The organism is Microbulbifer variabilis (assembly GCF_052467165.1).
In genome coordinates, this window is record NZ_CP174301.1 from 78,800 (window position 1) to 102,438 (window position 23,639).

At 44.9% G+C, this 23,639-nt stretch carries 18 protein-coding genes and 1 pseudogene; 12 read left to right on the forward strand and 7 right to left on the reverse strand.

Annotated elements, in window-relative coordinates; genetic code table 11:
* The 9 genes and pseudogenes from ACJJIP_RS00360 (at window position 1) to ACJJIP_RS00400 (ending at window position 8,628) form a co-directional block, all read left to right on the forward strand.
* On the forward strand, window positions 1–894 hold the full coding sequence (locus ACJJIP_RS00360) for an outer membrane beta-barrel protein (protein ID WP_444945996.1): 894 nt from the start codon (window positions 1–3) through the stop codon (window positions 892–894).
* The gene (locus ACJJIP_RS00365) at window positions 864–1,517 is read left to right on the forward strand and encodes an outer membrane beta-barrel domain-containing protein (protein ID WP_020414170.1); all 654 of its coding nucleotides are present in this window, start codon (window positions 864–866) and stop codon (window positions 1,515–1,517) included. The genes ACJJIP_RS00360 and ACJJIP_RS00365 overlap by 31 nt, the downstream gene beginning before the upstream one ends.
* Window positions 1,518–1,550: 33 nt before the next feature.
* Window positions 1,551–2,027, forward strand: coding sequence for a TlpA family protein disulfide reductase (locus ACJJIP_RS00370; RefSeq protein WP_020414171.1), 477 nt, complete (start codon window positions 1,551–1,553; stop codon window positions 2,025–2,027).
* Window positions 2,028–2,031: 4 nt separating this feature from the next.
* On the forward strand, window positions 2,032–2,250 hold the full coding sequence (locus ACJJIP_RS00375) for a DUF4266 domain-containing protein (protein WP_020414172.1): 219 nt from the start codon (window positions 2,032–2,034) through the stop codon (window positions 2,248–2,250).
* A complete protein-coding gene (locus ACJJIP_RS00380) occupies window positions 2,237–3,397 on the forward strand; it encodes a DUF3570 domain-containing protein (RefSeq protein WP_353375500.1) in 1,161 nt (386 codons plus the stop codon). Before ACJJIP_RS00375 ends, ACJJIP_RS00380 begins: the two co-directional genes overlap by 14 nt.
* Before the next feature lie 285 nt (window positions 3,398–3,682).
* Window positions 3,683–4,306: a GDSL-type esterase/lipase family protein gene (locus ACJJIP_RS00385; RefSeq protein WP_444945997.1), complete on the forward strand. Its 624-nt coding sequence runs from the start codon at window positions 3,683–3,685 to the stop codon at window positions 4,304–4,306.
* A 322-nt stretch (window positions 4,307–4,628) separates the two neighbouring features.
* A pseudogene (locus ACJJIP_RS00390) lies at window positions 4,629–5,039 on the forward strand (pyridoxal-dependent decarboxylase); the annotation flags it as partial.
* A gap of 510 nt (window positions 5,040–5,549) precedes the next feature.
* Complete coding sequence (locus ACJJIP_RS00395; RefSeq protein WP_444945998.1) at window positions 5,550–6,434, forward strand: alpha/beta fold hydrolase; 885 nt, start codon at window positions 5,550–5,552, stop codon at window positions 6,432–6,434.
* Between the two features lie 385 nt (window positions 6,435–6,819).
* Complete coding sequence (locus tag ACJJIP_RS00400; RefSeq protein WP_444945999.1) at window positions 6,820–8,628, forward strand: VCBS domain-containing protein; 1,809 nt, start codon at window positions 6,820–6,822, stop codon at window positions 8,626–8,628.
* Between the two features lie 678 nt (window positions 8,629–9,306).
* On the opposite strand, the gene ACJJIP_RS00405 is transcribed toward ACJJIP_RS00400, so the two are convergent.
* Window positions 9,307–10,077: a DUF2884 family protein gene (locus ACJJIP_RS00405; RefSeq protein ID WP_282952203.1), complete on the reverse strand. Its 771-nt coding sequence runs from the start codon at window positions 10,075–10,077 to the stop codon at window positions 9,307–9,309.
* Between the two features lie 210 nt (window positions 10,078–10,287).
* On the opposite strand from ACJJIP_RS00405, the gene ACJJIP_RS00410 reads away from it, so the two are divergent.
* Window positions 10,288–12,681: a zinc-dependent metalloprotease gene (locus ACJJIP_RS00410; RefSeq protein WP_444946000.1), complete on the forward strand. Its 2,394-nt coding sequence runs from the start codon at window positions 10,288–10,290 to the stop codon at window positions 12,679–12,681.
* Between the two features lie 75 nt (window positions 12,682–12,756).
* On the opposite strand, the gene ACJJIP_RS00415 is transcribed toward ACJJIP_RS00410, so the two are convergent.
* On the reverse strand, window positions 12,757–13,581 hold the full coding sequence (locus ACJJIP_RS00415; RefSeq protein WP_020414181.1) for a transglutaminase domain-containing protein: 825 nt from the start codon (window positions 13,579–13,581) through the stop codon (window positions 12,757–12,759).
* 11 nt (window positions 13,582–13,592) lie between these two features.
* Window positions 13,593–13,823, reverse strand: coding sequence for a DUF350 domain-containing protein (locus ACJJIP_RS00420; protein WP_143730198.1), 231 nt, complete (start codon window positions 13,821–13,823; stop codon window positions 13,593–13,595).
* A gap of 356 nt (window positions 13,824–14,179) precedes the next feature.
* Here ACJJIP_RS00420 and ACJJIP_RS00425 point away from each other — a divergent pair, with 356 nt between their 5' ends.
* Entirely contained in the window at window positions 14,180–14,881 is a 702-nt protein-coding gene (locus tag ACJJIP_RS00425) for an SPFH domain-containing protein (protein WP_282952205.1), read from the forward strand.
* Window positions 14,882–15,023: 142 nt separating this feature from the next.
* Here the strand turns inward: ACJJIP_RS00425 and ACJJIP_RS00430 are convergent, their stop codons facing one another.
* On the reverse strand, window positions 15,024–15,317 hold the full coding sequence (locus ACJJIP_RS00430; RefSeq protein ID WP_020414184.1) for a putative quinol monooxygenase: 294 nt from the start codon (window positions 15,315–15,317) through the stop codon (window positions 15,024–15,026).
* A 231-nt stretch (window positions 15,318–15,548) separates the two neighbouring features.
* On the opposite strand from ACJJIP_RS00430, the gene ACJJIP_RS00435 reads away from it, so the two are divergent.
* On the forward strand, window positions 15,549–16,502 hold the full coding sequence (locus tag ACJJIP_RS00435) for a LysR family transcriptional regulator (RefSeq protein WP_444946001.1): 954 nt from the start codon (window positions 15,549–15,551) through the stop codon (window positions 16,500–16,502).
* Window positions 16,503–16,593: 91 nt separating this feature from the next.
* On the opposite strand, the gene ACJJIP_RS00440 is transcribed toward ACJJIP_RS00435, so the two are convergent.
* From ACJJIP_RS00440 to ACJJIP_RS00450, 3 genes are all read right to left on the reverse strand, one after another.
* Complete coding sequence (locus ACJJIP_RS00440; RefSeq protein ID WP_444946002.1) at window positions 16,594–18,099, reverse strand: S8 family serine peptidase; 1,506 nt, start codon at window positions 18,097–18,099, stop codon at window positions 16,594–16,596.
* A 642-nt stretch (window positions 18,100–18,741) separates the two neighbouring features.
* Window positions 18,742–20,244 (reverse strand): S8 family serine peptidase, encoded by a 1,503-nt coding sequence (locus tag ACJJIP_RS00445; protein WP_444946003.1) that lies wholly within the window; start codon window positions 20,242–20,244, stop codon window positions 18,742–18,744.
* Between the two features lie 333 nt (window positions 20,245–20,577).
* On the reverse strand, window positions 20,578–23,385 hold the full coding sequence (locus tag ACJJIP_RS00450) for a M16 family metallopeptidase (RefSeq protein ID WP_444946004.1): 2,808 nt from the start codon (window positions 23,383–23,385) through the stop codon (window positions 20,578–20,580).
* Window positions 23,386–23,639: the final 254 nt, after the last annotated feature.

The following is a 23,639-nucleotide window of genomic DNA, read 5'->3' on the forward strand; positions in this document are numbered from 1 at the left end:
ATGTCCATTATTAAGAAATACTTTTTTATTTTCTCTCTACTATTGGGAGCCAACTTACTTTCAATTTTCGCGTTTGCAGAAGGGAGTGAAGTGGCGCAAGTGGTCGAGGGTGTGGAGGTGGAAATATCTTCGGGAAAGGTGCCTGAGGAATTCCCGGCAGAAGAAGAAAACCCGGAGCCGATAATTCCCGTTGCTATTGATGTGATGGGCGATATACCTGATGACGCTGAACGGGTTACCGTTGGTAATGCGTTTATCAATATTTATCGAGGGCCTGGCCGAGGCTATCCGATTTTTCATGTAGCTGAATATGGTGAAAAAATCTGGCTGCTTAAGCGCCGTACCGACTGGGTAAAAGTAGTGGCGTCGCGCAATAAAACCGGTTGGGTACGAGTTGCGGATCTGCAGGAAATTTATGGTGAGGAGGGTGAGTTGGTACGGGTTCCCCTGCCAGATTTCAGGGATGTGGAAGCGGGTTACTTTTATTTGGGTTTTTCCTACGGCGATTTTGCAGGTGCCAACTCCTTGGGAACAACACTCGGCTACCAGTTTACCTCTAATTTGGCTACTGAATTGCGTGCTACTCAAGCAGTTGGTAAATTTTCTGATAGCCAAGTGTATCAAATGGCAGTACTACACCAGCCGTTCCCACGCTGGCGACTATCTCCTTATTTTTTGCTTGGTGCCGGCCTGAATATCACATCACCCAACGCAACTATTATCGCAACTGAAGATCGCCAGGACACAGTAATGCTGGCGGGCATAGGGATAAAAACTTATCTATCGCGCCGCTTTGCCGTTAAGGCGGAATACACGAATCACTACCTGCTCACCTCGCGGGAAAATAATCAGGAGATAGTCGAGTGGAAACTTGGTTTCGACGTATATCTGTAGGCACAGCAACCCTATCCGCACTATTCAGTGCTCATGCCTGTGTTGCCCAACAAGGTGAGGAAGTTATAACAGATATTGTCTCTCCAGATTTGGAGCGTCGCGAGGTACGTGATGCACTGATAGACAGTGAGAATATTGAACTGGGTGTCTTTGCCGGGGTTATCAATGTAGAAGATTTTGGCTCCAATGCCCTCTATGGCACGTCAGTTTCTTACCATATTACTGAAGATTTCTTTATGGAGGGCACTTATGCGCAGACTGAGTTGGGTGAATCCAGCTTTGAGCGTTTAAGTGGTGCCGCTCCTTTGTTGACCGATGAACAACGGGAGCTGAGCTATTACAACTTTTCTTTAGGTTGGAATATTTTTCAAGGGGAATACTTTATTTCTGATGACTGGGCATTTAATACTGATTTTTATCTGGTGAGTGGTGCCGGTAATACCTCTTTTGCCGATGAAGAGCACTTTACTTATAACTTCGGTGCCGGAGTGCGCTTATTGGCAAATGATTGGTTGGCATTACGCTTTGATGTGCGTGATCACGTATTTGAACACGAATTATTTGGTGAGGCGCAAACTACTCATAACCTGTCTACCCAATTGGGACTTACTGTATTTTTCTGATTGTTTTAAAAATTAACAATAAGGATTTTTTATATGTTACGAATTGTTGCTGTATTTGCGCTGCTTGTATTTTCGACAGGCGCCAGTGCTTCTGAGCCTTCTAAAGACTTTACTTTAGCTTCTAATCAAGGTGCGAACCTGCGTTTGGCGGAGCAGCGTGGTGAGGTGATTATGCTGAATTTCTGGGCATCCTGGTGTGGGCCCTGCCGTCAGGAGATGCCTTTGCTGGACCAGTTGCACGAGCGTTATTCCGCGGCTGGATTCCAAGTCTGGGGTGTAAATGTGGATGCACACCGATCTGATGCAGAGAAGTTATTGGGAAAAATACCGGTGGATTTCCCCATTTTATTCGATAGTACCAGTGAGGTGAGCAAAATGTATGGTATTGACGCTATGCCGAGCACGGTTTTTATAGATCGAGATGGGAATGTTCGTCATATCCATAAAGGCTATCGTGATGGCGATGAAGCGGCATATAAGAAAATCATTAAGGAATTAATCCGGGAGTAATATCATGTTGCGCTACTTGTTGCCGCTGTTGGCGGTATCGCTATTCAGTGGTTGCACAGTAACGCCCTGGGTGGCTCCTTACGAGCGTCAGTACCTGGCGGATCCAATTATGGGTTTTGAGAGAGATCCAGTTGCCGCCAGCTACATGAACCATGTGTATGAAGCCCGGGAAGCGGCTAGGGGAGCGGAAGGTGGTAGTGGAGGCGGATGTGGTTGTAACTAAATTGTTGCGTTATTGCCTTGCTTTAGGGTTAATTTTCCCCGTTTATGCTTCTGCTGCTGTGTTACCTGAGGAGCGAGCTGATAACCTGTATCATGCCTATAGTGGCGGGGGGGTTACCATAGATGGCCCCTCGGTGTTGATTCGTAAAAATATTGGCAACAATGTCTCCTTTTCCGCAAATTACTATGTGGATATGATTTCCGGGGCCTCAATTGATGTTGAGGCAACTGCTAGTGAATATACTGAAAGGCGTGATCAGTACTCTCTCGGGGTGGACTATTTGGTGGATAAAACCACCATTAATTTCGGCTATACCAATAGCTCGGAGAGTGATTATGAGGCGCAAACAGTTGGCTTTGGTATTAGTCAGGGATTCTTTGGAGACTTGAGTACTATTGATCTGCGTGTCAGCTATGGTAGTGATGAAGTATTTCGCAATGATGATGAGTATTTTTCTGATGAAGCCCAACACCGTCGCTATGGGGTGAGCTGGAATCAGATTCTTACACAAAAATTAATTGCTGAATTAAGCGTAGAGACGGTCACCGATGAAGGTTATCTTAATAATCCTTACAGAACGGTGCGTTTTCTTGATCCAACAGTTTCACAGGGATTTAGTTATCAACCTGAAAACTATCCAAGGACCAGAAATAGTGATGCGGCAGCTATTAGGTTAAAATATCGATTACCTTACCGTGCATCAATAAAAGGTGAGTATCGCCGTTATGCGGATAGCTGGGGAATAACTGCGGATAATGTCGAGTTTCGTTACACTCACCCGCTGGAAGAGCAGGATGAATGGATCCTTGAAGGTAAGATACGCTATTACCAGCAAACCAGCGCTGATTTTTATAGCGACTTGTTTCCCTATTCGAATGCTACCAATTTCCGAGCACGTGACAAAGAATTGAGTAACTATACCACGCTAGCACTAGGCGTAGGTGTATCTTATGAATTGCCACAACGCTGGTCCCTGCTAAATCGCAGGAATACTATAAACTTATATTGGGATCATATCCTGTTTGACTACGAGGATTTCCTCGATGTTACGGTGCATGGTGATAGTACGGCTATTACTCCGGGAAGTGAACCTGCCTATAGCTTTTCAGCCAATGTAATCCGCCTGTTCTGGACGGTACGTATCTGATATTAAAGGCCCTCAACTAAGTGTGACATTTAAATAGAACTTCATCACCATTTAAATGTATTAAGTATGGGGCCTCTTTTTCCATTGATATCATTTTTCTCAATCACTTAAAATTCATATCATATAGCTCAAAGCATATGATTGTTTTTTCGGTGTTTTCATACTCTTGGTTTCTTTGCGTTTTGACATTATCTTTTCATATGCTAAATGTGCCCACAGAGTAATTCTGGAGCATTATGTGATGCGGACAACAAATTAAAACATAGAGTCAGTTTTGTGGCTTATATGGCGAGAAAGATACCTAGAAAAATTATCTTTATTGGTTCCAGTTCTGTCTATGGAAGAGGAGATTCAGAACTGGGTGGTTTTGTACAGAGATTTCGCCTTCGCTTTGAAGATTTAAACCCCAAGAATCTTGTTTATTCTCTCGGTGTGTTTGGTGAGGCGGTGGCCTCGCTTATTGTTAGGGCTTCCCACGAGCTGCCTCTGAGGAGGCCCCATTTAATTGGAATATATCCCGGGTTCAATGATATCTGCCGGGTAGGAGGAGTAATGGAAGAGACTGCCGTAGCTCTGGACTCATATCGCCAAGCTATGTTGCAGCTTTTGCAAACCTCCAAAATGATCGCTCCAACCTTTGTAATGACCGGTATTCCGTTTGATGAACTCCGGACTACGCCCTTTCACAATAGTGATAGCTATTTTTTTAGATCTGATGCCAAGCTTTATACTCAGGTTGTGAGAGAAGTGGCGGCTATAGAAATGATTCCAATATTGGATTTCGATAAATTATGGCGTAACAGGCCACTGTATAAGCTACTTTCTGAGGATGGTCTTCACGCAAACCCCAGCGGTCATCAGTTACTTTATGAGCAAACCTGGGACTTTGTCTGCAAAAATTATCTTTAGCTTTTCTGTCCACTCTTATCTTTTTTAAAGTTCCCATCCTTTTCTACAAGTACTGGATTATATAAGTACTCAATTGCAGTTTTTCTTCGTATGCTAAAAATAGCCGAAGAAAATTATTGAAATACTGTGTGACGATAGTATGGATAGCAATAAAACTACTGATAACCAAGAATCCCTAAATGCTTTATCTTAGGCAATTCAATGTGCTGAAGAGTATCTATCAAAAATTCGTGAAAGGTGAGTCAGTCCTTCTCGTGAAGCTGTAGCCTGGATACATATGGATGGCGCTTTTGCTTTATGAGCGGCGGCTTCTCCTGCTAAAGCTAATTTGACCGCCGATATCGAACTGGCGGATTCATGGGCGGTGTATGGTCACAAGTGGCTGAACACGCCATACGATTGTGGCGTGGCAATTTGTCGTGATGCAGGGGCTGTAAACCGGGTTATGACAACTCGGGCGCCTTACTTACAAGCTGGTACAGAACCACCGCCCAAGGATATGGTACCGGAATCTTTTCGCCGTGCGCGCGGTGTTGAGGTTTGGGCTGCGATCCGGGAGATGGGAAGTAATCGTGTGGGAGATCTGGTTGAGCGCTGCTGTTCCTATGCTCAACATTTGGCACAAGGATTAATGGAAATGGGTTATGAGCTGCTCAATGATGTCGTTTTGAATCAGGTTGTGGCCACAATTGGAGGTGAGGACGACATGCATCGTATCGTGCAAAGAATATAAGATGAGGGAGTATGTTGGTTTGCCACCACAGTCTGGCAGGGAAAATTGGCACTGCGCCTTAGTGTCTCTTCATGGGCAATAAATAAGAGGGATATTGCCTTATCACTGGAGTCCATTCGCGAGGTAACCAGGGAGACTATAGGCGCAAAATGGAACTTCTAATGGAGTTCGCCTGATCTCCCAAAGCGATAAGGAAGCTTATCCCAGCCTGCGGTCTATTCTTATATAAAGAACTATAGCTATAGATAGGAACTGTAGAAATAGATCAACACGATATGGATTTGAGGTTATCTGGGGGCCTTGGAGATTATGTTTGGCTCCAGATGAAATACAGGGCAGACGACTTTATTTAAGATGACTAAGATAGCACTAAAAATCTCCTTTTGACATTCCATCTGACATGGTTTTTCTGTATATAGATTGCACTGTTGCGGGCCAGGGAGGCCCTAGCGAACTATGATATTCTGGCTTGTTCTGATACTCCTGTTGATTTTGATCTGGCTTGTCTGGATGGCATTTTTTAGTCCCAGCCTGAGCCGAAATGAGTTATCCGAATACTCCTTTAATCAGTTATCACTGGAAAATGGATTCTCAGTAAATTATCGAGAAATAGGACCAGAGGGACATCCGGTACTTTTATGCTTTCACGGTGGTGGGGATTCGCTTAGTGCCTGGAATGATTGGGTTAAGATTCTCTCTGAAGATTATCATTTAATTCTGGTGGACTTACCCGGACACGGCTTGACTGACCCTCTTCCGGGCGGAACTTATACACCAAAGCATTTTGCTGATTTTATTGCGGAATTTATCGAGGCAATGAAACTCGAGAAGTTCGTGATGATTGGTCACTCGTTCGGAGGCAATAGTGTTTTACGTTATCTGATCGAACATCCAGACACTGTTGAGGCTGCAATCCTTGTGTCGCCTGGAGGCTATAGGTGTGATAAGGGACTGGAGATGCCAACCGGTATGGCTCGTTTTGTTATCAGTCACTGGGGGCGACACTTGGTCTCACATCTGGGTAGCCGTGGTCTGATACGTAGAATACTGCACTCCAAGATGTTTTACGATCCGCACGCTTTGTCAGAGACATTGGTAGAGCGCATATACCTACTTTCCCGTTATGAAAAAAACCGGGGAACAGCTCTTAATTTGGTGGCTAATGCCAGTGTAAATTTTCAACCGCTTAATGGTCTTGAAAATATCAAAACTCCCACTCTATTCATTTGGGGCGCAGATGATCAAATTATTCCCTTGGAAGTGGGTCGTTATTTTTCAGACAAAATACCTGGCAGCCAATTGATAACTTATGAAAATATCGGGCATATGGCCCATGTTGAAAATGCAAAAATCAGTGCTGATGATGCAATTAAATTTATTAAAGGGTTGCAATGATTTGTGTTGAATTAGAAACCAACTAAAAATTCAGTGGATGCCTGTCTTGAGTTCATTTTTTATTTTGATGGTAGATTGAAATCGTATTTGGGTTGTTTATCTAATAGAGGCCAGTAAACATCTGATCTTTTGAGTATAAATTGCTTTTAATATTCATGTAGTTAACTTTAAGGTGAGCGCTTTGTTTGCTTTTTGAAAATCAAGTCCTGATAAGAATAAATGAATAAAAAATTATATTTTCATTAATTAAACAGCTTTCTGCACGATCAGATGGTTTCTGATTAGGCTGCTATAAAATATATGCCATGCTTCACAGAATGCCGAAAACGCCCCTCTATAATTCGCCCCAATTTTCTAAAAAATACAACAGGTTATTGGGGCTGATATGAATGATTCCTTCAAGCTAATAACAGCTATCTGTTTGTCCGTTCTCTTGACTGCCTGCGGGGGCGGCGGAGGTGGTTCTGATAGTGAGAAAGATAATAATCCTGGCATCATTGGTAGTAATGGCGGCGGCACGCCCGATCCCGATCCCGATCCCGATCCCGATCCCGATCCCGATCCCGATCCCATTAGTGGTGGTGAAGGTAGCGTTAGCGAGGATAATGAGACTTCTACCTCTGGCAAGTTGATTGATAGTGTTGATGCCGAGCAAACTTTTGAAAAGCTTAATGAATGGGGAAAATACGGTCTGCTTGATGTTTCTCTTGATGGTACCTGGAGCTATACCCTGGATGCGGGCCTGGCTGACCCCTTGAGTGCTGATGAATTGGCAATTGATGAATTTATGGTTGGTGTTGGAACAGGTGATGACATTACATTAATTACTATTCAGGTGACAGGTGCTGATGATGCTTACACTTTTAGCCCCGAATCCCCTCTTGCCACTTTGCTCGTGGGGAGCAGTGCAGATGCCAAGGGTACTCTGACAATCATAGATGTCGACGGCAATACCCCGGGATTTGTTGAGAGTAGCAGTGCTGGGAATTACGGTGATTTTAGGATTACCGGTGTTGGTGACTGGGAATATACCCTAAATGACAAAGCACATAGTCTCAGTGCGGGGGATGCAGTCACAGATACCATCACTTTCACATTAACTGATGGTGCAGAACAATCCGTTGTTTTTTCTGTTGTTACTGTTGATCCTAATGGCAATGGATCCTTTGAGTTCTCAGTGGAACAGAAGCGTGTAATGCTGGATACCCATAATGAGTATCGTGAGAGATGTGCTAAGGGTGAGGCCGGCGAGGGGGACAATGCCCCCAAAAGCGCCGGTAATATGCAGACTCTTTTCTGGGATAATGCCTTGGCTAAAGTGGCGAAAGAAAGAGCATCAGCTTGTTACTTTGGTCACTTAAATGGAGCTGCTGGTATTCGAGAGGCTTTTGAGAAAGTTAAAGACGAAGTTTCTTTCGTTCTTCCTGTTGGTAATATTGCAATTGGAGAAAATGTTTCAATTTACATATCTAACCCACCAGCGTCGCAATATGATGCTGACCATTGGGGCGGATCAGTTAAATCCTGGTATGCTGAAAGCCACGCTTATGACTGGGATGCGATGCGATGTCACGATGACACCTGCGGGCATTGGGCCCAAGTATGTCATGGGGAAACTCGTTATGTAGGCTGTGCTGTGGCAGAGTGCGATAGTGTTATAGGCTCCAATAACCCTGCCTACAATGATGGCGCACATGTTTTAGTCTGTAATTATTTCCCTGCGTTGAATCAGGCTGAGATACCTTTCACTGATAACTATGGTTTTGATACTTGTAGAACCTGTATTAATTATGATATTCCTTTCTGTGTTGACAATATGTGTACTGGTGGAAAGTCAACAAACTGGAATGCCTCGAAAAAGAGAGATAAGTATGTTGATCAATGTACCGACGGCTTAGGTAGGGATATAGTACCCTGTACTTTTGGTAACCATCCACCGCCCGCTCAAGTTACAGGGTTTAAATATACAGTTTCTGATAAGCAGGTAAAATTATCCTGGAATGAAACCATCAAAAATGGTGGCGTACTTCACTATAAGATCTTTCGTGGCGAGGAGCTTATAGATAAAACACGTCAATTATCCTATAAGGATTCTGATGTGGAGCAGGGTGCTAATTATCGATATAAAATTATTGCGATAGACCATGCTGGTCAAGAAGGCTTACCCGCCTATTTAGATGTAAGTGCTAATTAAAATTAGTAAAGAGTAAAAATAATTTGATTTGAGAGCTGGGGGAAGCCAATATGTGGTCGAGTTCAAGCTCTCAATTCATGATTGATTGGAAATTATACTAGCCGAATATTGTTTGTGCCTTTTTACTGTGGAATCCTGAATCAAGACTTTCTTATAAATTCTACTGGATAAAAATTACTTTACTATAGGGTATTGGCTGCTTGTTGTATAAGAAACTATTTTTGATTCTAATGAATTATTCAATGTGTATCTATTTGCAGAATATTCGACTTTCTGATTTCTTATCATAACCCACTTTAATCGTTTGCAAGATTTTGAAGCTTTCAATCGAGTTGGTATTTGGCTAAAAAATCCCTTTTTTACTTACATTAACTTTTCCCTATGGCTGAGAATAGCTGCCGAGAAAGCGTACACTGGTAACTGTTGCAGTTTTAAAGCCTTGCTAGCTAAAATATCTTTAGTACCCCTAATTTTCACCACCTCTTGAAATGAAAATTCGCTAGCTAAAGAACAAGAATATTAGTTGGGCTAAGGTTATGAGGCTTTTGGGGTTATATTTTGAAATATAATTTCAATTGCTTTATCACTTGATAAGGGTTAGCTTTCCTTTAAAAGGCAATCGATAGGATTTGTAATAGATAAAAAAGGCCGCAGAGCGGCCCAGTTGGGGGATGGAGCTTATTTTGTCTGCACCAAATCGTAGTTACTTAGAGCTGGGATAGCTTTATGTATTTCTGTCTCTAATTGATCGATAGTCTCCAGTGACGTGCAAAGTTGTTCTGCTTTGTGCTCAATCACATCTGCACGCTGTTCTACCATTCGTTCTGCGTCTTTTGTCACTTGTTCTTCGATGCTATGACCCCCGGTAAATACCGCTTTCAGGGCATGCCAGGCAATGGTTCCAGCGGACTCCTTGGCCAATCGTTCTATACGAGGTTCAAATTCCGTTGAAATAGTCTCGTCGACAAAATTTCCGATTTCGGAAGCTCCCAGCTGGTATATTTCTCCTTCGCGGTTTAAGCGCTCTTCGGTACGCTGCAACAGGTCTGCAGAAAACTGCTGGAGTTCCAGGGTATCCGGGTGATCTGGGCCTGCTAGGGCGGTAATTGCGATGGATAAGCCATTCATGGCGATATCTACCGCCTCCAGGGTAATCAACAGGGTATCACGCCCGGCCACATGCAACTGTTGCCGGTATTCCTGCATCAGGAGTTGCTGCTGGGGAGTGAGAGAGGTTTGATTGCCATCCACCAGAAGCCGATCTGGAGAGTTGAAGTACACCAGCTGCTGGTCGTCATCCTCCGGCGTCACTATAAAGAAATCTGGGCCGACACTTACTGAGTAGTCCAGTGATACATTGCAGTCATCGGTATGGATTTCAATTTTGTCATGCGCCTGGGCAGCTGTGCCCAGACCGATAAGAGCCGAGATTGCGAGCGGTTTCCACATATCAAGTGCCTCTGTTATTTAACCTTTCACCCTTTGACGCTGCTTCTGTGGGGAACAGATGCGGTAAGCTGAAAAAATTATCTGATTGATTTTCAAGCGATATTGGGAGTTATCGCTTTGGAATTAAGTGATAACCTTGCCGGCGGTCCAGGTGTCCGCTGTGTCGCCGCAGAGGCACGCTATAAAATTCAATAAAAATGGGGGTAGGAAATGTCGTTAGGTAGGCTCTTGGTGGCATTGTATCTGGTGTTGTGTGGCACAACTGTACAGGCGAAGGATATTGTCGATTACACAGCGGATATGCGTAAATACGGTGGATATCATGACTTCTATTGGGATGTAAGTACTGGTCGTGTACTGTTACAAGTGGAGGAGTTTGAGCGCGAGTTTTTACTCCTCACTGGCTTGGCCCAGGGGCTTGGTTCGAACCCGGTAGGACTGGATCGCAACCAGATTGGCGAGAGCCGCCTGGTAAAATTCCAGCGAGTTGGCAACAAGGTGCTGCTGCACCAGCTAAATGCCCGCTATCGTGCCACCTCTAGTAATCCTGCCGAGCGTCGTGCAGTGGAGGAGGCTTTTGCCTCCTCGGTGCTGTGGGGCTTTGAGGTGATGGCACAGGGCAGTGATGGTGTTCTGATTGACTTTACCCCTTTCCTGCTGAGCGATCAGCATGGTATTGCTGTGCGCCTCCGGCAGGCTGAGCAGGGTAATTACTCTGTGGATAAGTCAAAGTCCGCCGTTTACCTTCCGCGCACAAAGAATTTTCCCAAAAACAGCGAATTTGAAGTGCAGCTGACTTTTACCGGTGCCAAACCAGGTAAATATCTGCGCGAAGTGGTACCAACTCCAACCCTGGTAACCCTGCGCCAACATATTTCGTTGATTGAATTGCCGGACAAGAAATACCAACCTCGCCAATTCCATAGCCGTAGTGGCTACTTTCCCTTTGCATATCGGGATTACGCCAGCGCTATTGACCAACCCTTGGACCAGCGCTTTATCTATCGTCATCGCCTGGAGAAGAAGCCGGGTAGTAATGAGGTAGTCGAACCGATTGTGTACTACGTGGATTCGGGGGTGCCAGAGCCCGTGCGCAGTGCTCTCGTCGAAGGTGCGAGCTGGTGGAATCAGGCCTTTACCGCGGCGGGCTATAAAGATGCTTTCCGGGTCGAGATTTTGCCCGAGGATGTAGATCCGTTGGATGTACGCTACAACGTCATCAATTGGGTGCACCGCTCTACCCGAGGCTGGTCTTATGGGTACTCGGTTTTTGATCCTCGTAGCGGAGAGATTCTCAAAGGCAATGTCACCCTGGGCTCTTTGCGTGTGCGCCAGGACTTCCTGATAGCCCAGGGGTTACTGCAACCCTATGTCGGCGAATCTGCAGATACGGAGGCCCTCAAGGCCATGGCTCTGGCGCGTATACGTCAGTTGTCTGCCCACGAGGTTGGCCATACGCTGGGTTTGGCTCACAACTTTGCTGCCAGCACTAAGGGGCGTGCATCGGTGATGGACTACCCGGCACCATTGGTGTCTCTGGTACACACTGATATGGATTTGGATAAGGCTTATGCCACTGGAATCGGTGTTTGGGATAAGCTGGCAGTTCGCTATGGTTATGGCACTGGCAAAGATGAACAGGATTTCCTGGATTCAGTGATCCGAGAGGCGAAGGAGCAAAAATTGCGCTTTATTTCAGATCCGGATTCCCGTGCAATCAACAATGCGCATGCGGTATCCCATCTTTGGGATAATGGTAATGATCCACTGGTTGAGTTTGACCGTATGGTGGAGTTGCGCCGCCATGCCCTGAACAACTTTTCTACTGCAGCCAATCCGAAATCTGCTCCCCGCTCTGATCTGGAGGAAACACTGGTGCCGGTTTATTACGGGCATCGCTATCAGGCAGAAGCCGTGGGTAAATTGATTGGTGGCCTGGATTACGATTACCTCTATAACGATGCTGAACAAAATAGCTATACCCTGGTGCCGGCAGAGCGTCAGCAGCAGGCTATTGATACTTTACTGGGGACTCTCTCCCCTGAGTTCCTGGCATTGCCGGAGCAGGTATTACAATTAATTCCGCCCAAATCTTATGGCTATGAGCGCACTGCGGAGAGCTTCCCTTCTTATACCGGTGTTGCCTTTGATACGGTGGCACTCGGTGAAGCGGCAGCTGGCCATACCCTCTCAATTCTTATGGATCCTCAGCGGGCTGCGCGAATGAATCAGCAAAGCGCCCGTAGCAGCGAAATTCCAGGCTTTACACAGGTGTTGAATCAGCTCACTTCTATGGCACTGCAGAGTGAGCAGTATTCGGGCCTGCAGGCAGTTATTCACCAGCGAGTGAACCATGTCTATATACAGCGCTTAATGTTGCTTGCCAGTGACAGGAAAGCAGCCGAATCTGTGCGAGCCAAGGCCCAGCTTGAGCTGGCCACTTTTCAGCAGGCTCTGGGTCAGAAAAAGCTCTTTGGTGAGGATCCGCAAGGATACAGTGCCCACTACTATTTCCAGGCAAAACGTATCGAGGCTTTTATGCGTGGTGAGCTGGAAGTAAAAGCTGAAGATATCAAGGCGATGCCACCGGGTTCGCCAATTTAATTGAGATAGTGGGAAATAAAAAAGTGTTTGAAAAAGCCCCCCAATACTCATTGGGGGGCTTTTATTTCTCACTTCTCAACTACGTACAAACTGAGATTTCCTGATCCAGTGATTGCCGCGATATTTTCGGGTGGGGGCTGTGGTTTTCTTTGCCCAGAAGAAGTTGCGGTTGAATTGAAATTCCACTTCATAACCTTCCGCCAAAGCAGCCAATGGCATTGCCTGCCAGCTGGTCTGACGGCGCTTGCTGGTTGCCTCCAGTAGATACTCCTGGCCATCTACGATGGCAACCACCCAGGCATGCCCCTGGCCATTGTGGGTACCCAGCGCTACCCTTGCATCCACACCCAATTCAATCAGCCAGTCGGCGAGTAAAATGGCATGGTCTTCACAGTCTCCGCGTTTCTGGTAATAGGCCTGGCGGGATGTCTGCCAGATATCAGACAGTCCGGCGTATTGTTGATGGTCATACTGGTATTGTTTATTCATAGCCAGCGTATACAGGGGTACCCATAGTTGTCGGGTTTTAAAGGGTTTAAAACCCACGAGGTAACTGTTGGCAAAGTGGTGTTGCTGATCCAGGCCCCTGGCTGATGCAGTTACCGCTTCGAGTCCCTGCCAGTTCCAAATGGAAACATGGGCGCTTTCTTCCAGTGTTCGCCTGGCGACTACTTTCTGGATTGTCTCTTCTGCCAGCGGGTAGCTGGTCCCAGTAACCTTTACAACCCCATACTGGCGATCCTCAATAAGGCTGGTATTTACACCATAAGTTCTACCATTAGAGGCAAGTGGCTCACCTGGAACACCTTTTATCTTCTGGCCCTGCACTGTATTGCGTAACACCTCCGGCAACATTAACAGTGTTGAAACAATCAATAGCGGAGCTATCCACTTGCGCATGGAGCTTTCTCCTACCCTTTCAGGCCAAAGGAGATGATGATGGCCACAAAGATTAAAATTGTAGAAGCGAAAATGGATACAGCGATATTACCATTCTTGAGTTCACCCTCTATATCTACGGTACGCAAGAGTTTCTTATCGATAGTAATTAGCGCGGCAATGCCGATAAATAGCGCGAGTAAGGTGTAGATCAGATTTATGCCAAGATTAAAAAAAGTGGCAGTGATAAATTCCAGCTGCATTTGCCCACCAAGTAAACAGTAATTTTATAGCGTACCAAATCAAAATGGGACTGACCCATATTTCTATTTTGATGGATAATATCATATTTTTGTTTTCTAGTGCGTCTTGCTGTTTTTATCTGATTGCAATATCTTAATTATTTTGTTGATGTGTTTTTGGAATAAATATGCGTTACTTATCTGTACTGGGACTAATAGCATCATTGCTGCTTCTGGCGGCATGCGCGGATCGAGTTGAGGTACCTCCAGCACATGTGGGTAAAATTCTTACTAAGAATGGTTATAAACCAGAGGTGGTACCCCCTTCCAAGTTTCGCTTAGATATTTGCATTTTTTACTGCGACAGGCTTGTCACCATGACAATTGCAGATTTTGGGCATGTGGAAAAATTCAAGGTTTTTATGCCCAAAGATCAACTCAATATGAGCTTTGATATCCGCATGACCGGGGCTATTAATAATGCAGCGATTGATCATGTTTTTGATCGAATTCCACCAGTGAATGGCAACATTTCAGTTAACCATGTATATGGTACCTATGCCCAACCGGTAATTAGAGATGTGATACGTGCAGTTGTAGCCAAGTACTCTATTAATGAGATCGCTTCCAGCCGGGAATCTCTCAGCCACGAGCTTTTCAATGAAGTCTCTAAAGCATTGGAGGGCACTCCAATTGTCGTTAAACGCCTAGGTATTGCTGATGTACAGTTTCCCAAAGTGATTACCCAAGCCAAGGAGCGAGCAGCAGAACGACGTGAATTGATTGAGCAGGAGAAGGCTCAGTTTGAGATCCAGAAGATACAAATGGAGCGGGATTTGGAGCGAGAGAAAATGAATCGAGCTATTGCCCGCGAGAAGGCGATCGGACAGAAAGAAGTAAATGATTTATTGGCTAAGTCAGTGACTGACAAATATCTCTCCTATCGGACCCTGGAGGTCCTGGATAAGATGGCGGCATCCAACAACAAGGTTTTCTTGCCGGTTGAAGCCCTGGGAACGATTGGGTTACAGCATGCTGTATTTAGTGATCAGGTAAAGCGGGTGGCAGGAAATAAGTGATCTGGTAATTAGCTAATTAATTATGATTGGCTCTCTATCAGTTGGCACGAGTTAATCTTCAAAGTTGCTCTAAGAGTATAGATAAAAGATTGTAAAAGTGGCACCAAGTTATTCTCGGTGCCATATATTCTGAAGTTTTTTGTTAATTATCTATTTCTGTCATTTCATTCAGGGTAAATTCTTCTACAGCACCTTTTGTGGCAGCCATATACTCCTGTAAGTGGGTGTTGTTCATATGGGTTTGCCACAGATCGCGGCTTTGCCAGTTTTCATAAAAAAGAAAATGAGCAGGATTGTCGTTATCCTGGTGTAAATTGTAATTCACACAACCTTCTTCTGTTCGTGTGGTATTGATCAGCTTTAAAAGCTCAGATTTTACCAGGTCAACCTGATCAGCTTTGGCTTTAATATTGGCAACTATTGTTAGTCTGCTCATGATGTAGCTCCGAAATCCTCTTGATTAAAAGTTTATAATGGTTGCTTGCTTAAGTGCAGCCCCATCTTTATCAATCGTTTTTACCTGATATCAATACAAATACCTCTTCAGAGGCCTTGTTTTGCCTCGGACTACTACGGCTGTATTGATGAAGTGAGTGTATTTTAGAAGTAGCTTTACTTTTTGAAAACGCTACAATCTTTGAATCTTTATCAAAAAATAATTGATAATATGCTGATTGAAGACTTAAAAGTCATACTTAAAGTAGCTGAATTTCGCAGTATTACTGCCGCTGCGGCAAGCCTCGATATGCTTACGGCAACGGCGAGCGCAGCAGTTAAGCGTGTCGAGAATGCCCTGGGGGCAGACTTGTTTATTCGGACGACGCGGCAGCTGAGGCTTTCGGGCGCAGGAGAGCGCTTTATTCCGAAGTGTGAGGAAGCATTGTTGATGCTTGATCTGGCCAAACAAGATCTAAAGGAGGGCAGTGCGGAAGTTAGCGGTGACCTGCGCATTGGTGTTTCCTCGGATTTTGGGCGTAATCTGGTTTCGCCCTGGCTTGATGAATTTCAGGACAGGCACCCGGGGATAAACTTGAAAGTGAATATCAGCGATAGCCAAGTGGACTTTTATCGTGACCCTGTGGATATCGCCCTGCGTTATGGGCCACCGGGGGATGCAAACCTTTATGGTTTCAAAATTTGTGATGTGCCGCGCTTACTGTGTGCAGCTCCCAATTATTTGGATCGGCAGAGTATCCCTAAGCATCCCCGGGATCTTACTAGCCATAATGGTCTTTTCTATCAATTACACGGGATCATTCATAATAAATGGGAATTTTCTCATAAAGAAAAGATATTCAAGGTACAAATGAGCGGTAATTGCTCTTCCAATGATGGGGATTTGGTTCGCCGCTGGTGTGTAGCGGGTAAGGGGCTGGCGATAAAATCCTGCCTGGATATGTCTTCAGATTTACTGGATGGAAAAGTGGTCCCTTTGATGGCCAACTATTTACCTAAGTCTACCGAATTATGGCTTGTTTGCCCTGGCAGGCAAACAATTACACCTGCAGTTCGTATTATTAGGGACACCATTCGGGAAAAATGTATTGGGATTTTGTTGCAGCTGGTTAGTAAAAAAATTCTATCGGAAGGGGCTGTTAAAAATATAGATTCAAAGTATTAAATAATAGGGTTTTTCTAAAGTTGAAATTATTGTTGGTCTGTTAGAGAGAGGGCTGCCCCTCTCTCCAATTTCCTGAGCTTATTGCTTTAAGCTAGATTGCACCAGTACAGCCATTCGTTGCCAAGTAGTCGTAAGCCGCCTTGGCTTGTACTAATCCATAGCCATAAGCATTATCGCGACCGGAGTCCCCCAGATCTTCTGCAGTTGCAGTCAGGGCTGTACGTATCTCGGTATTACTACAGCTGGGAAAGTGGCTCCAAACAAGAGCGGCAACACCCGCTACGTGAGGAGTTGCCATAGAAGTGCCATTGAAGTACTCGTAATCACTGGCTTGGTTAGCCAAACTAGCGCTGGCTCCGAGTTGTCCCAGTAGGGCGTTGCCATCGCTATCAGAGATGCCTATAGATGGGATGTTGGTGACGGTTTCACCCAGAGTTGCGCTGGAGAGTAAACCGGCTTCATTATTGTAGATCACCGCGGCAATACCACCGCCGGCCTCACAGTTCAATACTTTGTCTGCAAAACTGATATTACCGCGCTCAATCAAACATATCTTACCTGAAGCGCTATTACAGGCAGATTCACCGGTGTCGCAATTTTCGAGTGCACCTGTAATATCGCCCAAGGGGGAGCCTGAAATAGGTGCAGCCTCGATCTCAACACCTGCCACGTTCAAAGAGGAGGCTCTTCCGGTGCCGGTCGGAACTGAAGAGAGGACCTGTACTCCAGGTGCGGAGAGCTCTACCTGGTTGGTTTGCTGGGATGATGCCCAGATCTCTTTATTGCTGTCGAGTGCGCCAACAGAAACTACAGAATCATAAGAGGCAGGGTAGGAGTGCTGCGTATTTCCGTCATTGCCCGCTGCTGCAACAGATAAAATACCACGGCTGTTCAGGCTATTGAATGTACGCCTTTCGAAGAAATTAAATCGCTCTCCACCAAGGCTCATATTAATAACGTTAGCACCGTTGTCCGCACAAACTTCCGCTGCAGCCATCAGGGAGGATGAATAGGCCCAGCCATCACCACCAAACACTTTGACAATGTGAAGATTGATGTTACTGCTTGGCATGACACCAACAACACCCGTGTCATTATTCATTGCTGCAATAGTGCCGGCGACATGAGTGCCGTGACCACTTTGATCTTCATACCAGTTCCCGGCGCCACTTGGATCGCTACTACCGGTTACCGCATTACCGGAAAGGTCTTCATGCGCTATATCGTAGCCAGAGTCAATGATACAGACGGTTCGGTTGCCGGCTTGGGTATCCCCGAGCTGATCTGCTTGTACCATGGGTATGCCAAAGGGTACTTGCTGGGACATTGGGTACCGTTTGACATCTTCCTCGATGAATTCGATATTTGGGTTTTTTCGCAAGGCTTGCAGTGCTTTCTCAGGAAGGTGTGCTGCCATGGCATTTTGCCTGCGAATATCCAGGGCTTTGCGTCCACCTCGCGCACGCATTTGGGACTTTACTGTTTCACCTTTACCTTGCTTAAAGGTAATAATATAGCGTTTGTCTTCGGCATTCGCGTGATTTGCTATGGCTATAGTCAGTACGCTTGTAGCGACCAGTGATACAATGTTCTCCATTATTTGCTCCTGAATGAGTAATTATTTTAGTTATTTTCTCGATGATTTAATCTGTGTGAGAATTATTTTTATCTTTGGAGGTTCAGAAAAATATTAGTTTTTGGTGAAGTGATTGTATGCCAGCTTATGAATGTATTGCAAAGTGAAAAACTGAATTTGGTTTTCTGGAAAAAATAATTGAGATAGTTGCTGTTTGATTCGTCTAGTCGCTAGCTTTTACTGTTGAGTTAATAAGTGCTTACTTGTTTTTATAATTAATCTCATGATAGATCTTTAGGTGTTGCGGATATCGGTTTTTCATTCGTAGCAATGTTTTGATTCTTATTTTCCAGTCCGTAAGTTTTTTCTATAAAATATAAAGCTTGGTTAAGTGTCTATATCTTTCAGTTATAAATGCATTTTATATACTTATGCAAAGAATAGAGGTGTGTTAATTTTTTTGCTAAAAACCATTTTTATTTTTACGTCTGTATCTTATTGGCATGTAAGAAAATAGGTTGCTAAGTTTTTGCGTTTTAATGTGGTTGTTTGAAGGTGGCTAATCTCCAAATTTTAAAATTCTTAAACTCTAGAAAATATTTTAACGATCGGAATAGAGGGGGAAGTAGTCCCCCTCTTTTTTTTTGAGATTTTTAGACGAGATTAAATTGATCCAGCGCAACCATTCGCTTGTAAATAATTATAAGCTGCCTTGGCTTGTACCAAGCCATAGCCATAAGCATTGTCCCGACCGGACTCACCCAGATCCTCCGCTGTTGCCCATAGCGCGGCACGGATTTCGGAGTTACTACAGCTTGGGAAGTGGCTCCAAACAAGAGCCGCAACACCGGCCACATGGGGAGTTGCCATGGAGGTACCATTAAAATAGGCATAGTCCATCGCTTCGGTTTCGATAGTAGCGCTCGCCCCCAGTTGTGTTAGCAGTGCAGCCCCATCAGCGTCAGAGATTCCCACCGAAGGAATGTGGGTCTCAACTCCTCCATGAGTGCCAAATAGCAGCCCTGGTTCATTGTTGTAGATGACGGCTCCAATACCTCCACCAGCTTCGCAATTAAGGACTTTTTCAGCAAAGCTAATATTGCCGCGCTGAATCAGACAGATTTTACCTGCTGCACTGATGCAAGCTGATTCGGCAGTGCCACAACTCTCTAGCGCGCCGCTGATAGTGGCAATGGGAGTGCCTGTCATAGCTGCAGCTTCTACTTCAACACCAGATACTTCTAGTGAGGCAGCCTGGCCGCTACCTGTAGGAATAGAGGATAAAACCTGTACCCCTGGGCCAGCAAGCTCAACTTGATTGGTCTGTTGGGAAAAACCAGCAATTTGCTTGTTACTGTCGATTGCAGCTACAGAAACTACTGAGCTATAGGATGCCGGGTAGCTATGACGAGTATTTCCATCATTACCTGCAGCAGCAACAGACAAAATGCCGCGTTTGTTGAGGCTGTCAAAGCCACGTCTTTCAAAGAAATTGGGTCTATCGCCGCCTAGGCTCATATTAATAACGTTTGCACCATTCTCTGCACATACCTCTGCGGCGGCGATTAGTGAAGAGGAATAGGCCCAGCCATCAGCCCCAAAAACTTTAACGATATGTAGATTGATATTACTACTAGGTAAAACACCTACAACACCTGAGTCGTTATTCATAGCGGCGATAGTGCCTGCCACATGTGTGCCGTGACCACTCTGGTCTTCGTACCAGTTACCTGTACCTTCGGGATCATTGGTACCATTCACCGCGTTGCCAGAGAGATCCTCGTGTACCAGGTCGTAGCCTGAGTCAATAATACAGACTGTACGATTACCTGCCTGTAGGTCAGTAAGCTGGTCTGCTTGTACCATAGGAATACCGTAAGGGGTTTCCTGGGATAAAGCATAACGCTTCATGTCTTCCTCAATAAATGCAATATTTGGATTTCTGCGTAGGGCCATTACAGCTTCGGCAGGTAGATGAGCAGCCATGGCATTGTGCCGGTTTAATTCCAAAGCCTTACGGCCGCCATTTTCTTTTACCAGAGACCTAACCGTTTCTTCTTTACCGTCTTTAAATGTGACGATATAGCGTTTTTCTTCGGCTATAGCGGAGGTTGCTAAGGATAAAGCCAGGACGCTGCTGGCAAGTGCTGGAAGGGGTTTTTTCATTTGTCACTCCTTTAACAGAATTTATTTTTTTAGTGGAAGGGTAAAATCCTTTAAGAAAGTAAATCCCGCCCCTCCCAGTTATGAAAATAACAACCTTTTCCTATTTGAGAAATAAAAAACAACACTTTCTGAATTTAATTTTCCTTGAAAGTAAAAATTGAGATTTGACGCCAGATTCATTGAGATTTATTTGTTCTAAAACGTTATGTATATTGGCTTATAGGAAGTGGTAACTTATGGGGGAATGGATTACTTTGAGGTGGGCTGTTAACGCAATCAGACCCCTCTAAATCAGGAGTCTGACTGTCTGAATTAATTTTTAATACTAATTGCTTACTTTAGTTTAGGCATCCCATCACTATCTAGTTCGGTAATTGGACCAATGTCAAGTTCTCGAATACCATTTTCTATCTTTTCCTTGTCTCCAACAATCACCCAGGTAAATTGATCTGGTTTAATTGTTTGCTTGGCAAGGTTATGTACAGATTCAAGGTCTACACCGCGAATTTTAGCTGCATAGCTATCCATGTAATCCAAGGGGCGATCATAAGTAACTATACTAACAATCTCACCAGATACAGCTCTAATAGTTTCAAAGCGCCCGGGTAATTCATTTACCCGCTTGCTTTTAACCTTTTCAAGTTCTTTCTCACGTGCAGGGTTATCGCCGATATAAGCGTAAAGTTCCTTCTGAAGTTCTTTGAGAGACTCGCTGGTTTTGTCCGTTTGGACCGGTGCGTAAACCATCAGTGGTTGCTGCCCCTTAGCGCCAGTCATAAAGGAGTAGGCACCATAGGCCCAGTGCTTGTCTTCACGCAAATTCATGTTGAGACGTGCGGTAAATGTGCCACCAAAGATATCATTCATCACATGCAACGCTTCGCGTTCTGCTATTTTTTCAGAGGGGGCCAATAGGCCACCAATGATAATTGTCTGCTCGGCTCCAGGTTTATCGATAATATAAATACTAGATTTTTCTGGGTGTGCAGTTTGAGATAGATTTTTCTCTGGTAATGGGTTTTCTGGTGCGCGCCAATCAGCAAAGTGCCGCTCCATCTTTTGGGTTAATTCATCCAGAGTAATATCACCCACAACGATCAAAGTGGCATTATCCGGGCGTAACCAGGTTTGATGGTAATTCAATAAGTCATCCCGGTTCAGTGACGTGATCGAATCCTCTGTACCGGAGCCTGTGAGTGGTGCGCTGTAGGCGTGATCTTTACCATAGAGAAGCGGCGGCAGGCTACGTAGAGCCATTTCCATTGGGCGAGTTTTCTCTTGCTGGATAGAAGCAATCCAGCGGGTGCGTTTTCTCTCAATTTCATCATCAGAGAAAGCTGGGTTCATTACTATGTCGGCGAATAAATCCATGGAATCATCAATATTTACTTTTAATGCATTCAAGCGAATAGTTGAAGTGTCGATAGCTGCATATGAGCTAATACGTGCTCCAAGGATTTCCTCTTTTGCACTGATTTCAAGTGCGTTTAGTTTGCCTGTACCCTCTTTTAACATAGACATCGCATAACTTGATGTACCAAGCTTACTACCTTGATCTGCGGCATAGCCGGCATCAAATTGAAGGCGCATGTCTACGACTGGTACTGAGTCACGCTCAGCCAACACTATTTTGAGCCCGTTGGGAAGTTCGGCTGTTTGCAACTTGGGGAATGGGACACTGGGGAAGTCGCCGGTTTCAGGCAACTTGGACCTATCTGCGCCAGTCTCTGCGGTTGTGTATTCAGGGAATGGGTGGACTTCTAAATTGTAGTCGCCACTAGAAAGCCACTTTTGCGCGGCAACCTGAACCTGCTGTGGAGTGATTTTTTGTTTTTCTCCCAGTGCTTCTAGGTAGGCATTGGGATTGTTTAAATAGAGTTCACCGCGTGCAAGAATAACTCCTTTGCCACTCCAGCCCCCTATCTGTTCCAAGTTGCGAGCGAAGGATGCGTACTCGCTCATATTAATGCGGGACAGCTCTTCTGGAGTCGGGCCCTCTTTTAGGAAGCGCTGCAACTCTTCATCTATGGCTTTTTCAATTGTTGAGAGCTCTATACCGGGCTTTGCATTTGCAGTAATTGGGAAAATTGAGGACAGTTCAAACTCATGTACCCCAACACTGACATCGGTGGCAATTTGATCTTGGTATACCAATCGTTTATACAGCCGTGAGTTTTTCCCATCACCAAGTACCGCTGCTGCAAGTGCAATTGCATTGGCATCTTCATGAGCAAGGTTAGGTGTATTCCAGACCTTATAGAGTCGCGGTTGAGCAACGCGATCAAACATCTGCTCGCGGCTAGACTGATCTCGTTTAGCGATCCACGCTTTCTTTTTGATTAATGGCGGGCCAGAAGGAATATCACCAAAATATTTACTGGCCTTTTCTTTAGCTGTTTCGACATCAATATCCCCGGCTAATACCAGTACAGTGTTAGCTGCGCCGTAATATTGCTTAAACCATTCATGGACATCATCCAGGGTAGCCGCATTTAGGTCTTCCATAGAGCCGATAGTGGTCCAGGAATAGGGGTGGCCAGCTGGGTATATTGCTTTTTGCATACGTTCCCAAACTTTGCCATAAGGTTGATTTTGCCCTTGGCGTTTTTCGTTTTGAACCACACCGCGCTGTTCGTCAAGTTTTTCCTGGGTGATTACTCCGAGCAAGTGGCCCATACGGTCAGACTCCATCCATAGAGCCATATCCAGGGCATTACTTGGTACTGTTTCAAAGTAGTTGGTACGGTCTAGCCAAGTGGTACCGTTCATACCGGTAGCACCTGCTAGCTCAAAAGGTTTGAAGTATTCGTCGTTGTAATTTTCTGAGCCGTTAAACATTAAATGTTCGAATAGGTGGGCAAAACCGGTGCGCCCGGGTTTTTCATCTTTAGACCCTACATGGTACCAGACACCCACGGATACAATCGGTGCTTTTCGGTCCTCATGAACAATAACGCGCAGGCCATTCGGTAAGGTAAATTTTTCATATTTGATATATAAGGGGGTAATTGTGCTCTTAGGCACAGTAATGCTTGACTCAACTTTGGATTGAGCACTTTCATTATTTTTCGGGGCTTCACCACAAGCAGATATCGCAAGTGATAACGCTAAAGGCACACTGTACTTTCGTACAATTTTCATAGAAATTTCCTTGTCGAATCATCCTAAGTGGCTGCCAACAATGGTGGAGAACTAGTGAGATTGGCTGCTCTAGAAATAATAAACCAGAAATTATTATTTATATTTTATTCTGGTGATGATCTTTGGGAGGGGCCAAACCAATTGGTTCACTCCCCACCCCCTGCATATGGCAAGGGGCTTCCGATTAGGATTTTATATCTATTCGAGGGGGAGTTGGCAAACCTGGTGGGTTGGTAGTAGAAAAGTAGATACTT